This is a genomic window from Liberiplasma polymorphum (assembly GCF_043951795.1).
In the GTDB taxonomy this organism is placed as follows: Bacteria; Bacillota_I; Bacilli_A; order Izemoplasmatales; family Izemoplasmataceae; genus Liberiplasma; species Liberiplasma polymorphum.
Map to the genome: position 1 here is coordinate 19,443 of NZ_JBIOAG010000011.1, position 24,261 is coordinate 43,703.

Below are 24,261 nucleotides of genomic sequence, written 5' to 3' on the forward strand. Positions count from 1 at the left end.
CCTTTACGGTCTAATAATGGCATTGACTGGACATGCATCATAACATGCACCACAAGCAATACATTGACTTTCATCGACAATATGGACTTCTCTTACTTTTCCAGAAATACAGTTTACTGGACATACTCGTGCACATTTTGTACACCCAATACATTTTTTTGCATCAACAGCATAAGTTGTACGTTTAGTTCTATAAGCATAGGCTTCATATTCTTCTTTAAAAAATTTCATTGTACTAAGTACTGGATTGGGAGCAGTTTGTCCTAACCCGCATAAAGATGCATTTTTAATGTTATTTCCTAACACTTCAAGACGTTCTAAATCGGCAGGTTCTCCTTCCATGTTCGTTAATCGTTCTAAGATTTCGAACATGCGCTTAGTTCCAATTCGACATGGTGTGCATTTTCCACAAGATTCATCTTGGGTAAAGTCTAAATAAAACTTTGCGATTTCTACCATATCACTATCTTCATCCATTACAATCATTCCACCAGAACCCATCATGGCACCAATGGCTAAGAGTGAGTCATAATCAATAGCGGTATCAAAATAATCTTCGACAATTACCCCACCACTAGGACCCCCAATTTGAATGGCTTTAATACGTTTACCGGTTGGATGGCCACCACCGATATCATAGATAATTTCTCTAAATGTTGTTCCCATTGGAACCTCAACTAATCCGATATTTCTAACATGACCAGCAAGTGCAAATACTTTTGTTCCTTTAGAGCGTTCTGTACCAATAGAAGCAAACCATTCTGCGCCATTTAAAATAATAACCGGAATATTGGCAAGGGTTTCTACATTGTTTACACATGATGGTTTACCACGATACCCGCTTTCGCTTGGGAATGGTGGTTTTTTATTTGGTTCCCCTCGATGACCTTCCATCGAGCGAATCAATGCTGTTTCTTCGCCACAAACAAATGCCCCTGCACCAAGTTTTATCTCTATAGTAAAATTAAAATTGGTATCAAAAATATTTTTTCCTAAAAACCCCGATTTCTCGGCTTCTTTTAACGCCATACGTAAACGCTCTGTGGCAAGACCATATTCAGCACGTATATAGATAAGTCCTTTGTTTGCGCCAATTGCATAGCCTGCAATTGCCATCGCTTCAATGATTGAATGTGGGTCACCTTCTGCTATACTACGGTCCATGAATGCCCCTGGATCACCTTCATCAGCATTACAAATAACGTATTTTTCTTCACTTTTTACTGCGGCAGTGTATGCCCATTTAAGACCGGTCGGAAAGCCACCGCCACCGCGTCCTCTTAAACCACTTTGCTTAATAATATCAATAACCTCATCAGGTGTTTTTTCAGTTAAACACTTTGCTAAGGCTAAGTACCCATCATTCACAATATATTGTCCTATATTTTCAGGATCAATTTCACCACAATTTCTTAGGGCTACGCGTAATTGCTTTTTATAAAATCGCATCCCTTTAGAATCTTCAGTAGCTTCTTTTTGGTTCGGTTCTTTATAAAGTAATCTTTTAACCGTTGTCCCTTCAAGAATATGCGTTGTAAATATTTCTTCTACATCTGATACTTTTACTCTTACATAAGTAATATCGTCTGGTTCAAATTTAATGATTGGGCCTTGGCCACAAAAACCAAAACATCCTGTTTTCACAAGATTAACATCCATAGATAAATTATTTTTTTCTATCAAATCATGAAGTAACTCAACGATCAAATCACTTTCAGAAGAGATACAAGAGGTTCCAGCACATACTAAAACAGATATATTATAATCAGATTTTTTAGGTAACTCATTTTTACGTTTAATTAACGCTTCCATTGATTTAATCAACACGTGTTTCACCTCTATATCTTCTTATAATTTCATCGACATCTTTAGCTTTAACATTTCCAAATACTTTTTCATTTACTGTCACAACTGGTGCTAAACCACATGCCCCAATACAACGAACATCTTTTACTGTAAATAAACCATCATCAGAAATTTTGTTTTTTTCTGTTTTGGTTATATCTAAGATGCGTTCTAATACCTTATCTGCACCTTTAACAAAACATGCAGTCCCCATACATACACTAATGGTATATTTCCCCATTGGTTCTTCATTAAAATAAGAGTAAAATGTTACAACACCATTTACTCTTGCTCCAGATAAATCAAGTTTTCTTGCGATATAAAGTTGTAAGTTTTGAGGGAGATGTTTAAACAGTTGTTGTGCAAAATGCAAGACATGAATTAGTTGTTCTTGTTTGTCACCTTCAAGTGCATCAATATAAGTATCCAAGTCATTTAAAAGGGTTGAATCTAATGTACTTATATCTAATATTTTATTTTTCATTTTGGACCTCCATTCATTCATTAATCACGTTTTTATTATAGGGTATTAAATAATTTAAGTAAACACTTTTCGAATGAAAAACGTTTACATTTGTAATACAGATTTTCTGTATTACTTATTTTTTTGTTGTAATACATCTTTTTAATGCGTTATTTAGGCATTATATAAAAAAAGACCATTTTTATTATGGTCTTTTAAGATGGAAATCAATATGCTTTTTTACTTCATTTATTGTTTGATCAAACTGACTTAAGTTTACGTTAAACCAATGAACCTTTAATTGGTTATTGAAATAGGTATATTGTCTTTTAGCATATCTTCTAGTATTTCTTTTTATGAGTTCTTTTGCTTTTTCTAAATCATAATCCCCATCAAAATAGGCATAAAGTTCTTTATATCCGATGGCTTGTACTGATTGAGTATTTATGTTTTTTTTATATAGGTCTTTGACTTCTTTTACTAGGCCTTCTTTAAACATTTCATCGACTCTTTGGTTGATACGTTCATAAAGCAATGCCCTCTCCATTGTTAACCCAATGATAAGATAGTCATATAAGGGTTTGTTTCCTGACTTTTCTTCACTTATTTTGATGTCTTGTTCAGCTCTATATAGTGCTTGTAATATTCTTTTACGGTTATTTACATGAATTTCACTAACCGCCTCTGGATCTATTGTTTTGAGATGGTTATATAATGTTTCGTTATCAACTGTATTAAACCGTTTTTCAAATGCTTCATCGCGATGAGCACCATCAAAATTAAAATCATGAAGCACGCTTTTTATATATAACCCAGTTCCTCCAACAACAATCGGCATTTTATTTGTTTTTTGAATTAACTCAATTTTTTGTCTTACCATTTTTTGATATACTGCCACACTAAATGGTTCTGTTGGCTCTAATATATTTATCATATGATGTTTAATATTTTGCATTTCTTTCGGAGTTATTTTAGCACTTCCAATATCTAACCCTTTATACACTTGGACACTGTCACCTGATATGATTTCTGTACTGTAATATTTGGCGAGTTCTAAAGATAGTTTTGTTTTTCCAACGCCCGTAGGACCTATAATGACGATGATCATGATTGGATCCTTTTGAATAGTTTTTCAAGTTCGTTTTGGGTAAAATGAATAATCGTAGGTCTTCCGTGTGGACAGTGATAAGGGTTATCTGTTTGGTTTAGATCTTTGATGATGGCATCAACTTCTTCTTTTTTTATAAACTGGTTTGCTTTTATTGAATGTTTACAGGAAAGATCAATCGCTAGTTGATCAATAAGTTTTGATTTAGAAGGCAAATCATTTTGTAGTAGTGTTTTAATGATTGTTTCTGTATAGGCTTCTTCTAATCCTTCTAAAAACCAGTCTGGAATTTCTGTAATTTGTAAAGTTTTATTATCTTTTATCGTTGTAAAAACACCGAATGCTTCAATGGCATCTTTATAACTTTCATAGGCAATAATTTCATCGCTTGATAGATGAATATCAAAAGGAATAAGTAACGGTTTTGTGATAGTAGAATTTGCAGACATTCTTCTAGCGTATCGTTCATACCTAATTCTTTCAGCGGCTGCATGTTGGTCAATCATATAAAACCCATCATCATTTTGAAAAAGTAAATAGGTACCTAAAGCTTGACCAATATATTCTAAATCAGGTAATTTTTTAGCAGAGGTTTTTTGAAAAGATAATGATTCAATCTCCAAATTTTGTTCGTTTACTTGATAATCATCAACTGTGATATCTTCTTCTTCAACTAAGTTACCATAAGTAAATTCAATTTTAGTTTGATTTGGCTTTTCCACTGATTTTTGAGATGGTGAGACGCGTTGAATGAGTTCTGCGTTTTTTAGGGTTTTTTGGATGGTTTCTTTTATTAAGGCTATTAATAGATTTTCTTCAGTAAACTTTATTTCTAGTTTTTGCGGATGGATATTTACATCAATTAATAGTGGATCTACCTTAATTTCAATATAAGCAATTGGATATTTTCCAATTGGTAAATACGTTTTAAACGCTTCAACTACCGCAGATAAAACACGATTATTTTTAATTAATCGATTATTAGCAATTAAAGTAATGTGTTGTTTGCTAGAGCGGTTATATAATGGTTTACAAACATAGCCTTTAATTTTAAAATACGTGTTTTTAGCTTCAAATTTTAACATACTTTTGACAATATCTAAGTCATACACTTGATACAATATTTTTAATAAATCACTATCCCCATTTGTGTGCAAAATTGTACGTTTGTTATGTGTTAACGTAAAACGAATATCCGCATGAGACAAAGCAATTTTATTTACATAATCAACAATCATAGATAGTTCTTTTGATTCGCTTTTTAGATGTTTTAATCGTGCAGGTGTATTATAAAATAAATTTTTTACGGTAATAGCGGTGCCTTTTCTAGCACTTGATAACGTATCTTCAGTGATCTCGCCATTTCTTAAAGTTAATCTTCTACCACTTTGATTATCTGTAGAGGATTCAATGGTAAGTTCTGATACACTAGCAATACTTGGTAGTGCTTCACCTCTAAATCCAAGTGAAGCAATGTGAAATAAATCGTGATGTGTTTTTATTTTACTTGTTGCGTGACGTTTAAAAGCCATCATTAAATCATCAGAATCCATACCGGTTCCATCATCAATGATCTTTATTTCTTTTAAGCCATAGTCTGTTAAATGAATTTCAATAACCTTAGCTTCTGCATCAATTGCATTTTCGGTCAATTCTTTAACCACACTTGCCATATTTTCAACAACTTCACCTGCAGCTATCATGTTAGATAAAGCTTCATCAAGTTGAATAATTTTTCCCATTATATCACCTTTTTCTCCCTTATATTTTAACATGAAATGCCGTCAATGCGTAAGATAAATCTAAGATTATGTAAGTGATTATGATATGTTGAATTTTTCGATTTATAAGTTCTATAATGAAGTTAGATTAAATAGGAGGTTTTACCATGCGAAAATTTCTAATACTAACAATGACATTTTTTACTATTATATTTTTAACTGCTTGTCAATCAAATCGTGTCTTAAAAGATGAAACTGATTTTGGATTAGCGCAAGTTCAAGATAAAGCTGATTTAGCACGTCTAATTGAGAAGAGTCAAACTAGTCGTGGGTGGTTAAACTTTTTCAGTGCAAACCGTTCTGATACCGATGCAATGCCAGAAGCTGATTCTGGTACTGGTGAGAATGGCTCATCAAGTCATTCAAAGACAAATGTTCAAGTTGAAGGCATTGATGAAGGTGATATTGTAAAAACAGATGGTAACATGATTTATACTATCTCTTATAACTTATTAACGGTTATTGAAGTACTGAGTAGCGGTGAAATGGTTATCGCGATGCAGCAAGAGATGGATATGTTTCATGGTTGGTATTCTGATTTATATATCACAGATAATTATTTAGTAGTTCTCGGATATCATTATCAGTATACTTATATAGATTCTGAAGGCAATGAGATATCACCTTATAGTGGTGATGATAGTGATAGTGATGATAGAACTTATGGGTACTATTGGTATTCTAGAAGTATGACAATTATCGAAATTTATGCTTTAGATACATTAGAACTAGAAACAACTATAGAACTAAGTGGCCATGTGGCAACCTCTAGACTTATTGAGGATCGTTTAGTGGTTATTTCTACGATGTATGTATCTACGGGTTCAGATGAGGCTGATCCTCGTCCTTATTTTAAACACGATGATACGCTGATTGTTCCTGAATATAGCGATATTAAGTATTTGCCAGATACTGTTTATCAATCTTATACAATTATTTCGACTATATTCTTAGAAGAGACTGTTACATTAGAAACTGATATCTTTTTAGGAACGTATAGTTGGGGGCATATTTATGTCAACCAAACTGGTATCTACTTAGCAAGTCATTATTATGAATATACCGTATTTGGTAATTATAAACAACATGGTTTATTAGTGTCTTATATCTTTGATGAAGATGGTTCTATTAGCTATGGCGGTTCAGGGAAATATAAAGGTTATATCATTAATCAATTTGCGATGGATGAATATGACGGCTATTTCCGTATGGTAACAACAGAAGGTTGGGGCGATAGTGTTGTGAATCGCTTGTATGTCTTCCAAAGAGTAGAGTCTGATAATATCCGTGAGTTACGCGTTGTGGGTTTAATTGATGAAGGATTAGGTAAACCTAGAGAAACGGTACGCTCAGTAAGGTTTATGGGGGATCAAGCGACGGTTGTAACCTATGAACTAACCGATCCATTTTATGTCGTTGATTTATCCGACCCAACTAATCCTACCATTCAAGGTGAACTTGAAATTACCGGATTTAGTACCTACATGCATCCTTGGGAAGATGGCTTTATGATTGGGATTGGTTATGAAGCAAATGGTGATTTTATTACTGGCATAAAACTTGCTTTATATGATATTACAAATCCAGAACTACCTGTTGAAACAGGGACACCTCTTGTAATAAGTAACGAGTCTAACAGTTGGCAATACGGAGAAGCTTTACATAATCATAAAGCCATTTTAATCGCTAAAGAACATGATTTTATTGGATTTAGCATATGGCGTTATTATTACTTTAATCATCAATTTAGACAAACCAGTGATTATATTATTTTTAATATAGATAAAGAAAGTGAAACACCAATTACCATTGAAAAGATTATTACACATTTTGATTTATATGATCAATACAAAGATGATTATAATACCAATCAAGATTGGCATTACTATTACGGATTCAATTTCAGTGTTAATCGTGCAGTCTATATTGGGGATTACTTATTTGTTATTTCAAATGAAGCGATAACTTCTCATGATATGCGTAATGACTTTGAACTAACTCAAGCCTTAATGCTACGACTAAACTTAAATGAATAAGTCTATACTATTTAAAAACTCAGTTCGATTTTGAACTGAGTTTTTTTATTGTCTATTTTTTAATTTGCGTTTTATTTCATAAATTAAATTTAGTGCCTCAATCGGTTTTAATTGATCAACGTCTAGTGTATCAAGTTGATCGATAATATCTTGAGACGGATGCGTTATTTCTTCTACTTTTTCTTCTACTATGTGTTGATCTAAATTAAATAAATTTAGTTCTAGTTCTTTAGATGAAGTTTCTAAATACTTCAATATTTTTTCACTTCTTTTAATAAGTGATGGGGGTAGTTTAGCTAGTGAAGCAACATTTATCCCATAGGACTTATCTGCTTTTCCACGTTTTACTTTATGAAGGAAATGAATTTGACCTTCTCTTTCTTCTGCAGAAACATGAATGTTTTTTAAATGTTTTAGCGTTTCTTCTAATTCAGTAAGTTCATGATAATGCGTAGAAAATAAAGTCTTACATCCAATTTTTTGATGGATGTATTCAATGATCGCTTGGGCAATCGCAAGCCCATCGTAAGTAGAGGTTCCTCTACCGATTTCATCAAATAAGATTAATGATTTTTCTGTGGCGTTTTGAATGGCATGATTTGCATCGAGCATTTCAACCATAAAAGTAGATTTACCACTAATAAGATCATCACTAGAACCAATACGTGTAAACAGCTGATCAAAACAAGGAAGATTTGCTTCTTTTGCGGGAACATAAGATCCAATTTGTGCTAAGATTGCGGTAATCGCTAGTTGACGCATATACGTAGATTTACCACTCATGTTCGGTCCTGTAATTAATGCGATATGCGTCGACTCATCTAAGTAAATATCATTTGGAATAAACACCTCTTCTAGTACTGTTTCAACTACAGGGTGGCGTGATTCTTTTATATCAATAACATGTTTATCATGTAATGTTGGACGAACAAAATTATAACGCTCACTCGTAATACTAAATGCGATAAACATATCAATTTCACTAATGATTTCGGCATTTTTTTGAATGATTGAAAGTTTTTCACGGATTGAGTCTCTTAATTCTATAAATAGTTCGTATTCTAACTTAATGCTTTTTTCTTCACTTGAAAGAATGATTTGTTCTTTTTCTTTTAATGTTTCGGTAATATAACGTTCTGCATTCGCTAGGGTTTGCTTTCTTGTGTAACCAAACTCATCTTTAACATTTTCAATTTGGCCCTTTGGAACTTCGATATAATAACCAAAAACTCTATTATAGCCAATTTTAAGTTTTTTGATGCCTGTTTTTTCACGTTCTTCAGCTTCAAAATGTTCTAAAAATTCTTTTATATTTAAATGAATGTCTTTTAACTCGTCTAAAGCAACAGAATAACCCTTTTTAAACATGTTTCCTTCTTTGATAGTTAAAGGGACCTCTTCTAGTAAAGCTTTATCTAACAGGCTATAAACGTCTTCTAATGGATTGATTGAATCTGCTAAAAACGTGGCATAAGTAATATTAAATGACGCTAACTTTTCTTTAAACTTTGGTAATACTTCTAAACTTTTTCTTAATTGAACTAAGTCTTTGGCGTTCGTATTTCCATAGGAAATGCGACCAACAATACGTTCTAAATCGTAGACATTTTTAAGAAGGTTTTTAAGTTCGTTTGTGACAATAAATTCTTTGTTTAATATATCAACCATATCGTAACGCGTTTGTAATACTTCTTTATTTAATAGCGGTTTTAATAGCTGTTTTTTTAAGTAACGTGCGCCCATCGCGGTTTGTGTTTTATTTAGTAACCAATATAAAGAGCCGTTTTCATGATTTTGTCTCATGGTTCTTACGAGTTCTAAACTACGAATAGTGTTTGCGTCCATTTTCATTGTTGAGGTTGCTTCAACATGTTCGGCTTTTTTAATATGCATCAATGCACGTTTTTGGGTCTTTAACACATAACTTAGCAAACGTTTCACTGTTTTTTGTTCATTCGGTGTTGGTAGATGTTTGTATAAATGATCAAAAAGTGTATCGATATCCGTGTCGCTATGAATCGAAATTGTAATGCCTTCGTGGTCTGTATAATGCTTGATATAACTTATATCAAATTGATGGGAAACAACTACTTCCTTTAAAGGAATAGCTGAGAGTTCGTTAACCAACGCATTCATATCTTTAGCTATTTTTAATGCGTATAATTCACCGGTAGAAATATTTGCGTAGGCAATCGAGTAAAAATATTCACTAAGTCCAACCGATGCAATATAGTACTCTGCGGCATTAATATCGTCAATGTTTGTTCCTGGTGTAACCACACGAACAACATCTCGTTTAACAAGAGTTTTTGTGGCACTTGCTTCTTCAATTTGTTCACATATAGCTACTTTATACCCTTTTTCTACTAATCGGTTAATGTAACTTTCTGCTGCATGGTGCGGCACACCGCACATGGCAACGCGTTCTTTACTTCCTGCATCTCTTGCGGTAAGTTGAATTTCTAGTTCACGGCTTGCTAAGTACGCATCTTCAAAAAACATTTCATAAAAGTCCCCTAATCTAAAAAAGACTATAGCATCTTTATAGTCTTCTTTTATGGATAGGTATTGTTGCATCATCGGTGTATAATCGTTTTTATTGATGTTCATAGCACTCACCTTTTTTATATAATGTCAAGAACCACCACGGCGATTGCAGCTGCGATAATGATTAAACTAATCACAATATTTCTTATAAGGCGTTGGCGCTTCTTCTTTTGAACATTAAATTTATGTGTGATTTCTTCAAATTTTGATTCATAAAGATATTCTTCGATATTCATACCTTCAAAGATTTTTAGACTCTCTTCGTGTAACGGCACACGTGGTAATTCGCGTTTAAGAAGAATATATTCTATCATATCTGCTTTTTTTAATTCAATAGAGATATTAATTTTCTTATTTTTTGCATAACGTTCTAGTTCTAGAATGGATTGTTTACCTAACTCTTCTTGCTCAGTATCACTTAACTCGAGTTTTAATGCAATAATATCAATAAGCTGTTTTTTGTTAATACGTCTTGGGATTTCTACATTATATTTTTTACCGAGATCACGGATATCAGTTAAAGTCGTTGAATTGAGTAAAACATCTTTAGCTTCATCAATTTTACATCCTTCGAAATAGCCTTTTGGTTCAAAATAAATGGTTTCAAATTGGTTTTTTAATGTGTCATAAGTTTCTGGTGAAGATTTTTGGTATTTCATGGTTAGGTTTTGCAACTTAACAAATTCTAAGTTGTTAATTCCTAAATCAGCGCGGTGTCTAATAACGATATCCCAAAAGTCTTTTTTGTATTCATTAACGTTAATTTCAATACGGTAGCTTTCAGCTAAACGCTCGAGTTGAAAAATAGTATAATCATCAAACCATTTTAAACGGTGTTTCATTTCATCGGAAAATTTGTCATCGTTATCCGCATTTGCAATAATTGGTGCAATATTTTTTCGTATAATAGCTTTATGAATATAGTTGGGTAAAAACAGTTCTTTATTTTTAAGATATTTTACGATTTCGGTTGATGGAATGACCACAAACTCTTCTACGAGTTTTGAAATTTTAACTTTCTTTGAATAAAGATATATAAATTCTTCTTGGGTAACTTGTTCTTTAGTCATAAAATCCACTCCTTCATTAAAACTATGTTTATTATAACTTGTTTAAAAGTTAAATTCAATGGAAATCTTTTAATAAAGCAGTTTCCCATTAGTTTAAAAAACCTTTCAATCCATATTGAAAGGTTTTTTTAATGCCACTTCTATGAGTGAAGTGATGGCTTGTAACTCTTCGTTTATTTCTTCTTGTAAGATCAAATATTGATGAATGACTGGATGATCTTCAAGTTTTTTTCTAGCCACTTCATAACTTGCTTTATCTTGTGCATAAGTTTTACGATTCGTATGTTCACTTTGAACCATACGTTTTTGTTTATTTAGTAAGTCATTATAGGCATTTTTATACATTTCATTTTCTTCGATGATGGCTTCAATTTTATTAAATGCTTTTACGGTTTCACTATTTGCCAAATAATCTTTTAACTCTTTAAGCGCTTTCATATAGTTCACCTAATAAAAACCACGTTTTAGCTTCGGTTACTTTAACCGGAACGATTTTTCCAATTAAACTGTGATCACCTTTAAAATTAACCAATTTATAGTGTTCTGTATAGCCTGCTAAGACTTCAGGGTTTTTAGTACTTTCGCCTTCTACTAACACATTAACGACCTGATCAACAAAACGTTGATTTCCTTTTAAGTAGCCTTCATTAATGATTTTGTTAAGTCGTTGTAGACGCGCTTTCTTATCTTCGATTGACGTTGTGTCTTCATAGTTAGCAGCGGGTGTACCTTCTCTTGCAGAGAAAATAAATGTAAATGCTCCTTCAAAGGCTGAGGCTTCAACAAGTTCAAGTGTTTGGTTGAAATCCTCTTCTGTTTCATAAGGGAACCCAACGATAATATCTGTTGTGATGGCCGCATCAGGAATATGTTTATAGATTGTATTAATAAGAGATAGGTAACTATCTTTAGTGTACTTTCTATTCATTTTTTTTAGTACTAAATCACTGCCTGATTGAACAGGTAAATGAATATGAGGCATAATATTGTTTGATTTGGCGATGATTTCTACAGTGCCTTCATCAAAGTCTTTTGGATGTGAGGTCGTAAATCTGACACGTGGGATTGATGTTTTAGTTAAATCATTTAATAAATGCTTAAATGTATAGTCTTTATCGGTAAAATCTCTACCATATGAATTTACATTTTGTCCAAGGAGCGTGACTTCTTGATACCCTAGTTCAGCAAGTTCTTTAACTTCATCAATAATATGTTGTGGGTCGCGTGAGCGTTCTTTACCTCTGGTATAGGGAACAATGCAATAGGTACAAAATTCATCACAACCAAACATAATATTTACCCATGCTTTATATTTATGGTCGCGCTTTTTAGGAAGATTTTCAATGATTTGACCTTCATCACTGAATACTTCAATTACACGTTCTTTTGCGTACATAACACTTTCTAAATAATAAGGAAGTTTATGGATATTATGCGTGCCAAAAATAAGGTCAACAAAAGGATAACTCTTTAACAGTTTGTCTACGACCTTTTCTTCTTGTGGCATACATCCTGATACAGCAAGTACTAAGTCAGGGTTCGTACGTTTATATTTTTTCAAACGTCCTATGTTACCAAATACTCTGTTTTCGGCATTTTCTCTGATGGCACATGTATTAAGTAAAATGAAGTCTGCTTCTGTTTCATCTTTTGCTTTTGTGAATCCTAGTTGTTCTAGTATCCCAACAATTGTTTCGGAGTCTGCTTCATTTCCTTGACAGCCAAAAGTTTGGATAAGATATTTCTTATCTACGCCTATATTTTTTAAGTTTACATGTTCATCGAAATCGATGGTAACAGTATCTTTTGTTTTTCGTTTACGTGCTTCTTGTAAAGAAGGCTTATTGAAAAATTTTGAGTAATCTTTTGCCATTTTATCACCTTGTTTAATTGGATTTACTTATTGGTTTAATCGTTTGGTTTAATAAGTCAATAAGTACTGCATTAAATTGTAACACTGTATCATTTGATGGTTGGATGCGGATGGGCATACCAGATGTGAATTTCTTTAAAACTAAATCTTTATCCGCACCTAAAATACCGTATTTTACACCGGTCATGCCGACATCTGTAATATAAAAGGTTCCATTTGGTAGGCGCATCGCATCATTGGTTTGAACATGAGTATGTGTTCCACAAACCGCCGTTACGCGTCCATCAACATAATGGGCTATCGCTAACTTTTCACTGGTTGCTTCTGCATGAACATCTAAGAAAATATAATCGGCATCGATGTTTTCTAAAATATCATCGAGTGCTTCAAACGGATTATTCAGTGGATCATGCATAAATACGCGACCCATTACTTGAATAACAGCAAGTTTTTTACCGTTATAATTAATGGTTAATATGCCTTTACCTGGCGTGTTTTTAGGATAATTTAACGGTCTAACAATTTTAGCATCATCGATGAAATCAAATAACTCATTTTTTGAGAAACTATGGTTACCAAGTGTAATAACGTGGGCACCATGTTGCATAAGTGTTTTGTACTCTTTTTCTCTTATGCCTAAGCCATCTGCAACATTTTCACCATTAATGATTAGAATGTGATAGTTCGTATCTCGTTTCACTTCTGCTAAAAACATATCTAAAGCTTCTAAACCCTTTTTACCATAAACATCGCCAACATATAATATTTTCATAATTTTAACTACTTTCTAGCAACGAAAAATATTCGTTGAATCTTAATAGTTTTGGGTAATCCCAAAACGTATTTTCTTGAATCATCTTTTTAATAGTTTGTAGACTAACTTTTTGAATATTCAATACTTCTTCTTTATCAAGAACAATTTTTGACTGATCAATGGTTGTCTCAATTAAGTAAATATAGGTTATCGTTTGATAACGACCTTCACTAGTTACAACCTTATTAAGTAATTTTAAATCATCTTCATTAAAAGATAAACCAATTTCTTCACGGGTTTCTCTAATAGCACTTTCGATTGGTGATTCTCCTGATTGTACTAACCCACTAGCAATCGCCCATTGATAAGGAACTGGATCGGTTTTTTTAGCCCTTTGCTGGATTAAAAAGGATCCATCTTGATCTTTTATCCAAATATGAACAACAGGAAAATATTCACCCTTTTTTAAGTTAGATCCTCTTGCTGAAGTTTTTCCAGTTTGTCTACCATAGTGGTCATAAATATCAAATTTTTCCATTAGGCACCTCTTAATGAGAAAGCCTTCCAGACGGAAGGCCTTTTAGTTTATTTTGCGATATCTTGTGCACGGGTTTCTCTTATTACAGTTACTTTAATCGTACCTGGATAAGACATTTGTTCTTCGATTTGTTGTTTGATATCACGCGCTAATTTATGGGCTAAAACATCATCAATCTGATCTGGTTTAACAATGACACGTACTTCTCTTCCGGCTTGAATTGCATAAGCTTGCTCAACACCGTCAAATGCAAGAGATAACTCTTCTAACTGTTCTAATCTCTTAATATATGAATCAAGCGATTCGCTACGTGCTCCTGGTCTTGCTGCACTTAGTGCATCAGCCGCAGCAACTAATACAGCAATAATGGTTTTAGCTGGTTTTTCACCATGATGAGATTCGATGGCATCAATAACTGCAAGGGGTTCTTTGTAACGACTTGCGATATTAGAACCAATTTCAACATGTGACCCTTCAATTTCATGGTCAACGGCTTTACCAATATCATGGAGTAATGCTGCACGTCTCGCTAAAATTTCATCTTCACCTAACTCAGCAGCCATTTTTCCTGCTAAGAATGCACACTCAATTGAATGTCTTAAAACATTTTGACCATAACTAGTTCTAAAATGTAAGCGACCTAGAAGTTTTACAATATCTGGATGGACTTTACCTATTCCAACTTCAAATACTGCTTCTTCTCCTTTATCTCTTATAAAACGGTCAATTTCTTCTCTTGATTTTTCAACTACTTCTTCAATACGTCCTGGATGGATACGACCATCACTGACTAATGTTTCAATCGCGCGTTTGGCAATTTCTCTCCTAATTGGATCGAATCCACTTAACACGACTGCCTCAGGTGTATCATCGATAATTAAGTCGACACCTGTTAATGCTTCAATTGTACGGATGTTTCTACCTTCACGACCGATAATACGACCTTTCATATCATCATTTGGAAGGTTTACGACACTGACAGTTCTTTCACTTGTAACATCTTGTGCGTATTTTTGTAATGCGAATGCAAGAAGATGTTTTGCTTTTTTATCAACTTCATGTTTTGCTTCTTCTTCTGCATCTTTAATGTATTGCGCTATTTCGTGGCTCATTTCACTTTCTACTCGTTTGAAAATTAAGTCACGTGCTTCTTCTACAGTGGTTTGTGCAATTTCTTGTAGTCTTACGTTTTGTTCTTCAATTAAACTCTCTAGCTTGCTGTTTTGCTCGTCTAAGGCTTTCTTTCTTTGCTCAATCGACTCTTCTTTACGATCTATATTTTGCTCACGTTTATCTAAATTAAGCGAACGGTTGTCTAACGTTTGTTCGCGTTGGAATAACTTATTCTCCATATTAGAAAGTTCACGTTTACGCTCTTTTGATTCTTTATCGAGTTCTAATCGTAAATTATGTATTTCTTGTTTTGTTTCAAGAAGAGTCTGTTTCTTTGTTTTCTCAGCTGTTTTTAACGCTTCATCAACAATTGATTTCGCTTGATTTTGAGCTTTTTCAAACCCTCGTTCAACGAGGATAGCACGGGTGATAACACCAATGGCAACACCCACTACTAATAATAGCAAACCGGAGATGATTAATATGATTGTACTTGGCATATTAAATCCTCCGTTCATATTCATTTAATATTTCGTTTTTTATTTAAAAGGTTACTTATTAACTTTATAGATTTTGAGTAGAAAATAAGGTTTTACTTTCTCATTATACATGAAAACCCGCTTTTAAGTCAATGAATATCACTTAATAGAAACTATTTATTCATGCCGTTTTTATAAACCTTTTTAAATTAAAACTATATTTTTTGTTTGCTTGGGTTAATATATCGGTTTAAAGTATTTCTAAATCAATCAATCCAATAAAAAAAGAAGTGTTTGCACACTTCTTATATACCTAGTTTTTCTTTTATTTTTCCTTCTAGTTCTTCAAATAATACTGGTGTATCTTCTAAGTACTTCTTAACGTTTTCACGGCCTTGACCGATTTTCTCGTCATTGTATGAAAACCAAGAACCACTTTTCTTAATGATTTCAAATTCTACGGCTAAATCAACAATTTCACCTGATTTTGAAATACCCGTTCCATAAATAATATCTACTTCTGCGCTTTTAAATGGTGGCGCAACTTTGTTTTTAACTACTTTAATTTTAGTACGGTTCCCGATAATATCATTCCCAATTTTTAATTGCTCACCGCGGCGAATATCAATTCTAATACTGCTATAAAATTTTAGCGCACGCCCACCTGGTGTGGTTTCAGGATTTCCAAACATAATCCCAACTTTTTCACGGATTTGATTAATAAAAATAGCGATGGTATTTGATTTTGAGATGGCTCCTGAGAGTTTTCTCATTGCTTGACTCATAAGACGGGCCTGTAAACCAACATGACTACTTCCCATGTCTCCACGAATCTCAGCTTCTGGTACAAGGGCTGCAACACTATCAATAACCACCATATCAATCGCACCACTACGAATTAAAGCTTCGGTAATTTCTAGTGCTTGTTCTCCTGTATCTGGTTGAGAGATAATTAAGTTATCAATATCAACACCTAAACTTTTAGCATATTTAGGATCTAGTGCATGTTCTGCATCAATAAAGGCTGCAAATCCACCTGCTTTTTGCGCTTGAGCAATTGCATGAAGCGCAAACGTTGTTTTACCAGATGATTCTGGTCCGAATACTTCAATGATACGTCCTTTAGGGTATCCACCAATACCAAGTGCTTGATTTAGTGCTAGCGAACCACTTGAAATCTTATCCATATTTTTAGTTCCAGCATCTGCACCCAGTAACATAATTGCCCCTTTACCATGGGCTTTTTCTATTTCTTTCATTGCTAAGTCTAACGCTTTTTTACGATCATCTTTTGCCATATTTTTACCTCCTCTTCACTTTATCATACGATAAAAGTAAATGGTTTTCTTTTATTTAGATTTTAAAATTAATATTTTATTTTTTTGGAAATAATCAAAGCCTGATATAACAGTTAAAGCAACACCTATATAAAATAATACTAACCCAATCATTTCTATTGTTGCATTAAATCTTAATAATAAAAAGGTGATTGCGAGCATCGTAGAAAAAGTTTTGTATTTTCCTAAGTTACTTGCTGCTATAACGTTTCCTTCTTCTCCAACGGCAACTAAACGTATCCCTGTAACAATAAATTCTCTAGTTAAAATAACAAGGACTGCCCACATTGGAATAATTGTTAATTCTTGTAAAATAAGTAATGCACACATAACAAGTAATTTATCTGCTAAAGGATCTAAAAATTTTCCGAATGTTGTAATCAGATTATGTTTTCTAGCTAAATAGCCATCAAAATAATCAGTAAGTGAACCAATTATAAAAATAATCCCTATTGTAATACTATAACCGCTTGCAAGTATTGCTTCTTTTTCAATGTAATAAAGTACAACAATAACTGGGATTAAAATAACGCGTAGCATCGTGAGTTTGTTTGGTAGATTCATTTTTTTCACCTCAATGATAATTATAGCACATTAGCCTAGATGTAACAATAAAAACAACTGGATATAGGCGTATTTTACAGTTTTAAAAAAGCCTCTTAAGGAGAGGCTTTATACTCAATTGATTCATATTGATGGGATGCAGTTAATGGTTCTACAAATTGCTTTTTCTTTAGTGCACTTTGGCTTATAAATAAGAGTATGAATGCGATGATGAACATGATACTTGAAATATCAAAAACTAGTATCGGGTTATAATCGTATATGAACCCAGCAACTAAAGGGCCTATTACCATTCCCATCGCAAAGAATGCCTGCCTTACGCCCATGATTGAACCATATTTTTCTCCTTGTGCATTTAAGGAAATATAGTTTTGCTCGAGTGGTTGATAAACCGATTTTAAAACAATGTAAAACATATAGCCAGTGTAGAGTGCTACAATAATATATTGGCTTCTAAATACAATAAAAATAGTTATGGCTGATAAAACTTGAATCCATTTCATTAAAGCAAAATCTTTTTGAAGTCTTGTAAGAAAAGGTACAATGAAGAAGTTTGTAATAAACCCTACAATTCCCGTTATTAATACAAGATCACCAAGTTCATTTGTACTTCTTCCTAAGTCTAAAGTTACATAAACATCTAAATAGCGTTGGATGATGGTTGCACTTGTTGTTGCTAATGTTAAAGCAATCAAAAAGATGAGTAAAGATAGATCCATTTTTGTGATATCTTTGAATCCTTGAACAAAGGTTTCTTTTTTATGAACGCTACTTCTTTTAAGTTCTTTAAAACTCATCAAAACAAACCCAGCATAAACTAGGTTCGTTATTACTTGGATATAAAATACTTCTTTAATAAAATAGTCACCCATAAACCCGCCTATTTTATAGCCAATCGTTGTGCCAAGAGCAAAAAGTGCTGCATATATGGTTAAATACTTCGTACGCAAATTATTAGGGGATAAGTTGATAACTTGTGAAAGAATTAATGTCACGGGCGCACTAACACTAAAACCAGAAATAAATCTAAAAAATGTCATTAAGTATAAGTTCGTTGTACTCACAAATAAAAACTGACCTAAACTATACCCAGCCAAACCTAATACAATTAACATCCTTTTATTTTTTTGATCGCCTAAAATGCCCCATATAGGTCCACCAATTAATAATCCTAAACTCATCGCTGAAAAAAAGAATCCAAACATGTATCTTGGAATCTCATTTTGAGCTACGAATACAGGCGTAACCACATGGCCTAAGTTATGAATAACAGATTGAATAAATGCATAACTTAGTGTAATGTATAGGGCTTTTTTCATATTAACCACCATTGAAAAAAACTCTTAACGAGTTTTTTTATTCTTGTGTTTCGACATTATCATAGACGTTTTGAACATCTTCACAATCATTTATTAGTTGAATAAATTTGTCGTATTTTTCTAAATCTTCATCGGATAAAACTACGTATTCATGTGGATACCAGCCTTGTTCTGAGTCAATGATTTCAACAGCTTCTAACTCACCTAAGGCAATTTCTATTTTTTCTAGATCATAACCATCGGCAGTGATTTCTATGCCTTCTTCAGTTTCATCTAAATCTTGTATCTCTATATCTTTATCAAGTAAATATTCTAGTGTTTCTTCGCTATCTAACCCTTTTATTGTAATAAAACTTAGATGTTGATACATGTGTTCAACTGAGCCTTTAACACCCATTTTGGAACCGATTTTTGTGAAACAGTTTCTAACTTCGCTTACGGTTCTGTTTACATTATCTGTTAAAGTATCAACAATAAATGAGCTACCATTTGGACCAAATCCTTCATAACGAATAGCGACGAATTCTTCACCAGTACCACCTGCAGCTTTATCAATATTACGTTTTATAATATCCATAGGTACTTGCTGCTTTTTTGCACGTTCAATTAGATGTTTTAACGCTAAATTAGAGTCAGGGTTTGTTCCACCATTGCGTGCACATACATAAATTTCTTTACCAAAACGTGAATAGAGTTTACTTTTATGTAACCCTGATTTCATCATTGAGGCTTTTCTAACTTCGAACTTTCTTCCCATCTTAATCATCCATTTCTTAAAAATCTATCGGTATTATATAAGAAAAACCTTAATTTATCAATCGTTTTTAATTAAAACTGTTTGTGTAGCTTCAAGACTAACTTTTTTTGCTTTATATAAACTACCTAGTGCACGCTTAAAAGCAGCCTTACTCATTCTAAATGTTTCATATATTTCTTGAGGACTTGATTTATCTGTATGAGGCATAGTTCCACCTAAATCTGTTAAAACTTCTAGTACTTTTTTAGCATCCACGTCAATCATAATCTCTTTTTGCTCAATTAATGTAGCATTATAATGTCGATCGTCTTTTTGAACCGTTACGATTGCTTCAACACTTTGACCAAGTCTTAACTCATCTCTAACATGTTTAAAGAACACAAATAACTCATGGCCTTCTTCAGTAAATAAGACATAGCCTTCTTCACTTATATAAAAAACAAATGCGGTAACTTTTGATTCTAGTACTAATGGTTGTTCTGGATTAAAATAATCAACCATTTTAAAGCGGCTGACAAGTCTTGCAATAATTTGATTTTTACCACTTTTTAAATAGCAAAATAATTTATCGCCAACATTTGGCCAATGTTTTTTCATAAACGGTAAATCATCTTTTGAAACTAACATATCTTTACTTAGTCCAACATTAACAAAGACACCTAATCCTGGTTTTACTTCGACTACATCAACAAGGGCTGCTCTATGGGTATCGATTAATGGTTTTTTCATGGTAACTACAATGTTTTTATTTTGATCCATAAAAACAAAGCCATCAACGAAGTCTCCGATTTTAACGGGTTCGATTGCTTCATCTTTTGGAAGTTCTAATGTTGCGTTTTGATAGGTTACAATGTACGCTTCTTTTGTGGTTTTAATAACGTTAAAAATATAGTTTTGTCCTAGTTTTATGATTGACATAAAATCACCTCAATTCATTATACCAAAACAAGGGTTAAACTTCACGTGTTATGACACGATTTAATGAAAAATAAAGCCTTTTTCAAATTAAAGATATGGTATAATATCGATGGTTATTTATAATCAATTATAAAAAAACCGTTTATTTTTCAAACTATTTAGCCTATCCATATAATTTGACTATTTATTCTTGTTTTTCTCAGTGGATATTAAACTATTTTTTACTAAAAATACATACCGTTTATAACTATGTTAGTAGCTATTTAACTAATCGTCACAATCGTCTCAAACTTTGTGATTGTTAGATTAACAGTAATTGAGTCCTATACTTATTGATTAGTGATTTAAAATTAATGCTTTTGTAAAAACTAATCACATATTAAGAAGATAATAATTGTTGCAATTTCAGTATGTATTTGATACAATTATATCGCTTATGATACGGAGGTGAAACCATGGCAAATATCAAACAACAAATTAAACGTGTAAAAACGGATGAGAAACGTCGCCAAGCAAACATGATTGTTAAATCAAGTTTAAAACGCGCAATGAAAAAAGTAGAACAACATGCGAAAGAAAACGATAAAGAGAAAGCACTTGTTGCATTAAATTTAGCGAATCAAAAGTTAGACAAAGCGCTAGCAAAAGGTGTTCATCATAAAAATTTTGTTGCTAGACACAAATCACGTTTAGCAAAATTAGTAAACACTTTATAAAGTTCAATAAAATCTTGTAAAAAAACGCGGAAAAAGCTAATAGCTTCTTCCGCGTTTTTTTTATGTGCTTAGGATAAATAGTTCTAATCCGATTTTTTTATCCACTCTACCAGTTTTAATATGGTAGTCTAATTTTTCAAGATTAAGTAAATGTTCTTTTATATTTTCTAAATTTACAAATTTAGCGTTTTGTACCATGTAATAAGCGCGTCCACTTGAAACGTTGTAGTAATCTTGTATTGCTTGCTGGTTTTTGCCATCATTTAAAAGAATTTTAACGTGAAGCAGTTCTCTATATTTATTAATAATTGTGCTTAAGATTCTTAATGGGTCTTCACTATAAAGAACTAAATCATGATAAACCGCTAAAGCTTTCTGTTGATTTCTAGCTAAAAGGGCGTTTGTAATTTCATAAACGTTATCCTCAATGTTTTTAGTAATAACCTTTTTAATCATTTCAATATCAATATGATTTTTATCTTGTGCATATAGCAACAATTTTTTCATTTCTAAGTAGGCAAACTCAGTACTGTGCGCAACGCGTTTAATAAACTCGTCTAGAGCATCTGGATCGATTGTCATGGATAAATTACCCACTTGACGTTTAGCCCAAGATACTAAGTCTTTTCCTGATTTTAATTTACATTCAACGACTTTATGTGTCTTAAGCTGTTTGACTATAGCTTTTCTATCATCTAAGGATGATACTGGCGCTGACACAATTAATACCGTTGTTTCTGCTGGGTTTTTTAAGTATTGTGCTAATAAATCAATATCGTGGTCTAATGCTTTTTTAAGTTTCTCTGTTCCTAAAAAACGAGCATTCTGACATATAATCACTTTATGATCGCTCATAAACGGTATCGTCATGGCATCATTGATTGCTTCAGTTAATAATGTTTCATCTAAATCATAATAGGCAATATTATATTCATCTACCTCATACTGTTTAATGATTTGATTTATTTTACTTTTGATATAAAAGGTGTCTTCTCCATAAAACAAAATAACCTGTTCTTTCACCTTCATCACCTCGAAACTATTATAGCATAAATCAAGGGTTAAAGACTGTTTTTTTTATGCGTTTATTGAAAATGTACTGAAAATGAATCGTTCCTTCTAGGTTTGTTTGATGAACTGTTATATTTAGCCTTTTTAACCGCTCAATCACTTCTTGATGTGGATGATCGAATGGATTATTCGCAGAAGCTGAGATTACGGCTTCTTTATGATTAACCGCTGTCAAGAAAGCCTCTGTAGAAGACGATCTTGATCCGTGATGCGAAACCTTTAGTATATTTGCCTTGATATCTTCGTTTAACAAAAGTAGTTCTCTTTCAGACTCAATATCTCCCGTAAATAAGTAAATATCCTCTGCAATCCATAACTTTAAAACAACTGAGCGATCATTTTCACTTGATGAGTCGTAAGTGTTTGGATAAATAAAAAAATTAATGCGTCCACACTGAATCATTTGGGCTTCATAAAAAACTTGATTATCGGTTGTAATGATTGTATTAATAATAAAATAGTCTTCAATTAAATCTAAGTTCCCGTAGTGATCATAATGCCAATGGGTAATCACAACATAATCAAAGTGTGTTATTTGCATCGCTTTTAAACTGTTTAGTAAACTGTTATGAAAATCAGGGGCGCCAGTATCGATTAACATGTTACATTGGTTAAAGGAATCTTGTATTAAAATGGCATCCCCATGAACGTGAAAGAATGTTACTTGTTGTTTATAAGATAGATATGGCGATAAGTGAATTAACATTAGATAAACAAACATTGAAAAATAAAGCATTATTCTTTTTGGTTTTGCTAAAATATAAAGAAAAATGGTGTAATAAAGGATGATTTTATATAGATGATTAAAAAACAGTCTAATTTCAACATAAAAATACTTTTCAGTAATAAAAATGGATTGTTCAAAGAGAAATATAACCCAAATATATATCACTTCAAAAAATGGAAATATAAAAGTAAGGTAACCAAATGGTAATAATAAAATCATCGTATAAAAGACAAAGTATATATTAAATAAAATAGTAAACGGTGTAAAGCTATAATTAAAACTTGTAATGATAGGTAACGTAGAAAAAAAGGATATAGTACTCACAAGGAGTGATTGATATACCTTTGATAAGCCATTTAATTGCTCACTAAAAAGAAGTAAAGAACCACTCACTAAAAATGTTAAGATAAATCCTAACTGAAGATAGTAAAGTGGATTAATAATAAGTAAAAAGAGTGCTAAATAAGTACATAAATCAAAAGCTGTAAAATGTAATTTAAATCGTTTATTTAAAATGAGTAGAATAACCATCATGCTTGCTCTTATAACACTTGATGCAAAAACAGTTAAAATGATGAACTGAAATAAGAAAACGCCAAGTATAATTTCAATAAAAAGGTCTTTAATTTTCAGAGTTTTTAGAATTTTGAAGATAAGTAAAGACATAAAAGAAATATGTAAACCGGATACCGCAAAAAGATGTGCGATTCCAAGTTTAGATACTGAGTTTAGTAATTCACTGTCAAACTCACTTCGATTCGCGGTAATAAAGGTTTGGATGTAAGGTAAACTTTCTGAAAAGTTATTTGACATGTAGTCATCTATAAAGCCCTTTATAAAATAAACTGAGAACCCACTTTGTGAAACGTTTACCGAGTCTGCATAATAGATTGCGTGAATATTTTGACTTAACAAATACTTGTTATAGTTAAATCCAAAAGGCATCGTTTGAACCCTATCATCTTGCTTTACTCCTGTATAAGTTATTGTGTCACCATTTTTAATATCACTAATCTCATCATAATATAGGATGAACTTGTAATTTGTCTTCGCAATGATACGGTTTTTTTCTGGTTCTACTCTTATGACTTTAGCAGGTTGTGTAAAATCAACTGGCCTTGGCATACGCTGTAGGTGCCTTATTGAAAATATTATCAAAAAAGCAACTGTAAAGTAGAAGAGTGGTTTACTATATCTTAATAGTTTGTATAAAAACAATATTACAAGACTGTAAAAAATTATATA

20 protein-coding genes are annotated in these 24,261 nt (G+C 32.5%); 2 read left to right on the plus strand and 18 right to left on the minus strand.

Going from position 1 to position 24,261, the window contains the following annotated elements; genetic code table 11:
- Positions 1-3 precede the first annotated feature (3 nt).
- The 4 genes from ACHAJD_RS03775 to mutL form a co-directional block, all read right to left on the minus strand.
- Positions 4-1,812: an NADH-ubiquinone oxidoreductase-F iron-sulfur binding region domain-containing protein gene (locus tag ACHAJD_RS03775; protein ID WP_435584569.1), complete on the minus strand. Its 1,809-nt coding sequence runs from the start codon at positions 1,810-1,812 to the stop codon at positions 4-6.
- A gap of 4 nt (positions 1,813-1,816) precedes the next feature.
- Positions 1,817-2,329 (minus strand): NADH-quinone oxidoreductase subunit NuoE family protein, encoded by a 513-nt coding sequence (locus ACHAJD_RS03780; protein WP_435584534.1) that lies wholly within the window; start codon positions 2,327-2,329, stop codon positions 1,817-1,819.
- 184 nt (positions 2,330-2,513) lie between these two features.
- Positions 2,514-3,416 (minus strand): tRNA (adenosine(37)-N6)-dimethylallyltransferase MiaA, encoded by a 903-nt coding sequence (gene miaA, locus ACHAJD_RS03785; RefSeq protein ID WP_435584535.1) that lies wholly within the window; start codon positions 3,414-3,416, stop codon positions 2,514-2,516.
- Positions 3,413-5,158: a DNA mismatch repair endonuclease MutL gene (gene mutL / locus ACHAJD_RS03790; RefSeq protein WP_435584536.1), complete on the minus strand. Its 1,746-nt coding sequence runs from the start codon at positions 5,156-5,158 to the stop codon at positions 3,413-3,415. Before mutL ends, miaA begins: the two co-directional genes overlap by 4 nt.
- 146 nt (positions 5,159-5,304) lie before the next feature.
- Here mutL and ACHAJD_RS03795 point away from each other — a divergent pair, with 146 nt between their 5' ends.
- On the plus strand, positions 5,305-7,233 hold the full coding sequence (locus ACHAJD_RS03795; protein ID WP_435584537.1) for a beta-propeller domain-containing protein: 1,929 nt from the start codon (positions 5,305-5,307) through the stop codon (positions 7,231-7,233).
- A 45-nt stretch (positions 7,234-7,278) separates the two neighbouring features.
- On the opposite strand, the gene mutS is transcribed toward ACHAJD_RS03795, so the two are convergent.
- From mutS to ACHAJD_RS03855, 12 genes are all read right to left on the minus strand, one after another.
- The gene (gene mutS, locus ACHAJD_RS03800; RefSeq protein ID WP_435584538.1) at positions 7,279-9,843 is read right to left on the minus strand and encodes a DNA mismatch repair protein MutS; all 2,565 of its coding nucleotides are present in this window, start codon (positions 9,841-9,843) and stop codon (positions 7,279-7,281) included.
- A gap of 14 nt (positions 9,844-9,857) precedes the next feature.
- Positions 9,858-10,850, minus strand: a complete 993-nt coding sequence (locus tag ACHAJD_RS03805; protein ID WP_435584539.1) for a hypothetical protein — start codon at positions 10,848-10,850, stop codon at positions 9,858-9,860.
- Positions 10,851-10,955: 105 nt separating this feature from the next.
- Positions 10,956-11,288: a YlbF family regulator gene (locus tag ACHAJD_RS03810; RefSeq protein ID WP_435584540.1), complete on the minus strand. Its 333-nt coding sequence runs from the start codon at positions 11,286-11,288 to the stop codon at positions 10,956-10,958.
- Entirely contained in the window at positions 11,275-12,723 is a 1,449-nt protein-coding gene (gene miaB / locus ACHAJD_RS03815) for a tRNA (N6-isopentenyl adenosine(37)-C2)-methylthiotransferase MiaB (protein ID WP_435584541.1), read from the minus strand. Before miaB ends, ACHAJD_RS03810 begins: the two co-directional genes overlap by 14 nt.
- 13 nt (positions 12,724-12,736) lie before the next feature.
- Complete coding sequence (locus tag ACHAJD_RS03820; RefSeq protein ID WP_435584542.1) at positions 12,737-13,495, minus strand: TIGR00282 family metallophosphoesterase; 759 nt, start codon at positions 13,493-13,495, stop codon at positions 12,737-12,739.
- A gap of 4 nt (positions 13,496-13,499) precedes the next feature.
- On the minus strand, positions 13,500-14,015 hold the full coding sequence (locus ACHAJD_RS03825; protein ID WP_435584543.1) for an NUDIX hydrolase: 516 nt from the start codon (positions 14,013-14,015) through the stop codon (positions 13,500-13,502).
- Between the two features lie 47 nt (positions 14,016-14,062).
- Positions 14,063-15,628 (minus strand): ribonuclease Y, encoded by a 1,566-nt coding sequence (gene rny / locus ACHAJD_RS03830; protein ID WP_435584544.1) that lies wholly within the window; start codon positions 15,626-15,628, stop codon positions 14,063-14,065.
- A 284-nt stretch (positions 15,629-15,912) separates the two neighbouring features.
- Positions 15,913-16,905, minus strand: coding sequence for a recombinase RecA (recA, locus tag ACHAJD_RS03835; protein ID WP_435584545.1), 993 nt, complete (start codon positions 16,903-16,905; stop codon positions 15,913-15,915).
- Positions 16,906-16,956: 51 nt separating this feature from the next.
- A complete protein-coding gene (gene pgsA / locus ACHAJD_RS03840) occupies positions 16,957-17,508 on the minus strand; it encodes a CDP-diacylglycerol--glycerol-3-phosphate 3-phosphatidyltransferase (protein WP_435584546.1) in 552 nt (183 codons plus the stop codon).
- A gap of 95 nt (positions 17,509-17,603) precedes the next feature.
- The gene (locus tag ACHAJD_RS03845; protein ID WP_435584547.1) at positions 17,604-18,827 is read right to left on the minus strand and encodes an MFS transporter; all 1,224 of its coding nucleotides are present in this window, start codon (positions 18,825-18,827) and stop codon (positions 17,604-17,606) included.
- 37 nt (positions 18,828-18,864) lie between these two features.
- Positions 18,865-19,584, minus strand: a complete 720-nt coding sequence (locus tag ACHAJD_RS03850; protein WP_435584548.1) for a YebC/PmpR family DNA-binding transcriptional regulator — start codon at positions 19,582-19,584, stop codon at positions 18,865-18,867.
- Positions 19,585-19,641: 57 nt separating this feature from the next.
- Positions 19,642-20,502, minus strand: a complete 861-nt coding sequence (locus ACHAJD_RS03855; protein WP_435584549.1) for a S1-like domain-containing RNA-binding protein — start codon at positions 20,500-20,502, stop codon at positions 19,642-19,644.
- A 455-nt stretch (positions 20,503-20,957) separates the two neighbouring features.
- On the opposite strand from ACHAJD_RS03855, the gene rpsT reads away from it, so the two are divergent.
- The gene (gene rpsT, locus ACHAJD_RS03860) at positions 20,958-21,218 is read left to right on the plus strand and encodes a 30S ribosomal protein S20 (RefSeq protein ID WP_435584550.1); all 261 of its coding nucleotides are present in this window, start codon (positions 20,958-20,960) and stop codon (positions 21,216-21,218) included.
- Positions 21,219-21,278: 60 nt separating this feature from the next.
- Here rpsT and holA read toward each other — a convergent pair whose 3' ends face one another.
- Both holA and ACHAJD_RS03870 read right to left on the minus strand, forming a co-directional pair.
- Positions 21,279-22,241, minus strand: a complete 963-nt coding sequence (gene holA / locus ACHAJD_RS03865) for a DNA polymerase III subunit delta (protein ID WP_435584551.1) — start codon at positions 22,239-22,241, stop codon at positions 21,279-21,281.
- A gap of 31 nt (positions 22,242-22,272) precedes the next feature.
- The gene (locus ACHAJD_RS03870) at positions 22,273-24,141 is read right to left on the minus strand and encodes a ComEC/Rec2 family competence protein (protein ID WP_435584552.1); all 1,869 of its coding nucleotides are present in this window, start codon (positions 24,139-24,141) and stop codon (positions 22,273-22,275) included.
- Positions 24,142-24,261: the final 120 nt, after the last annotated feature.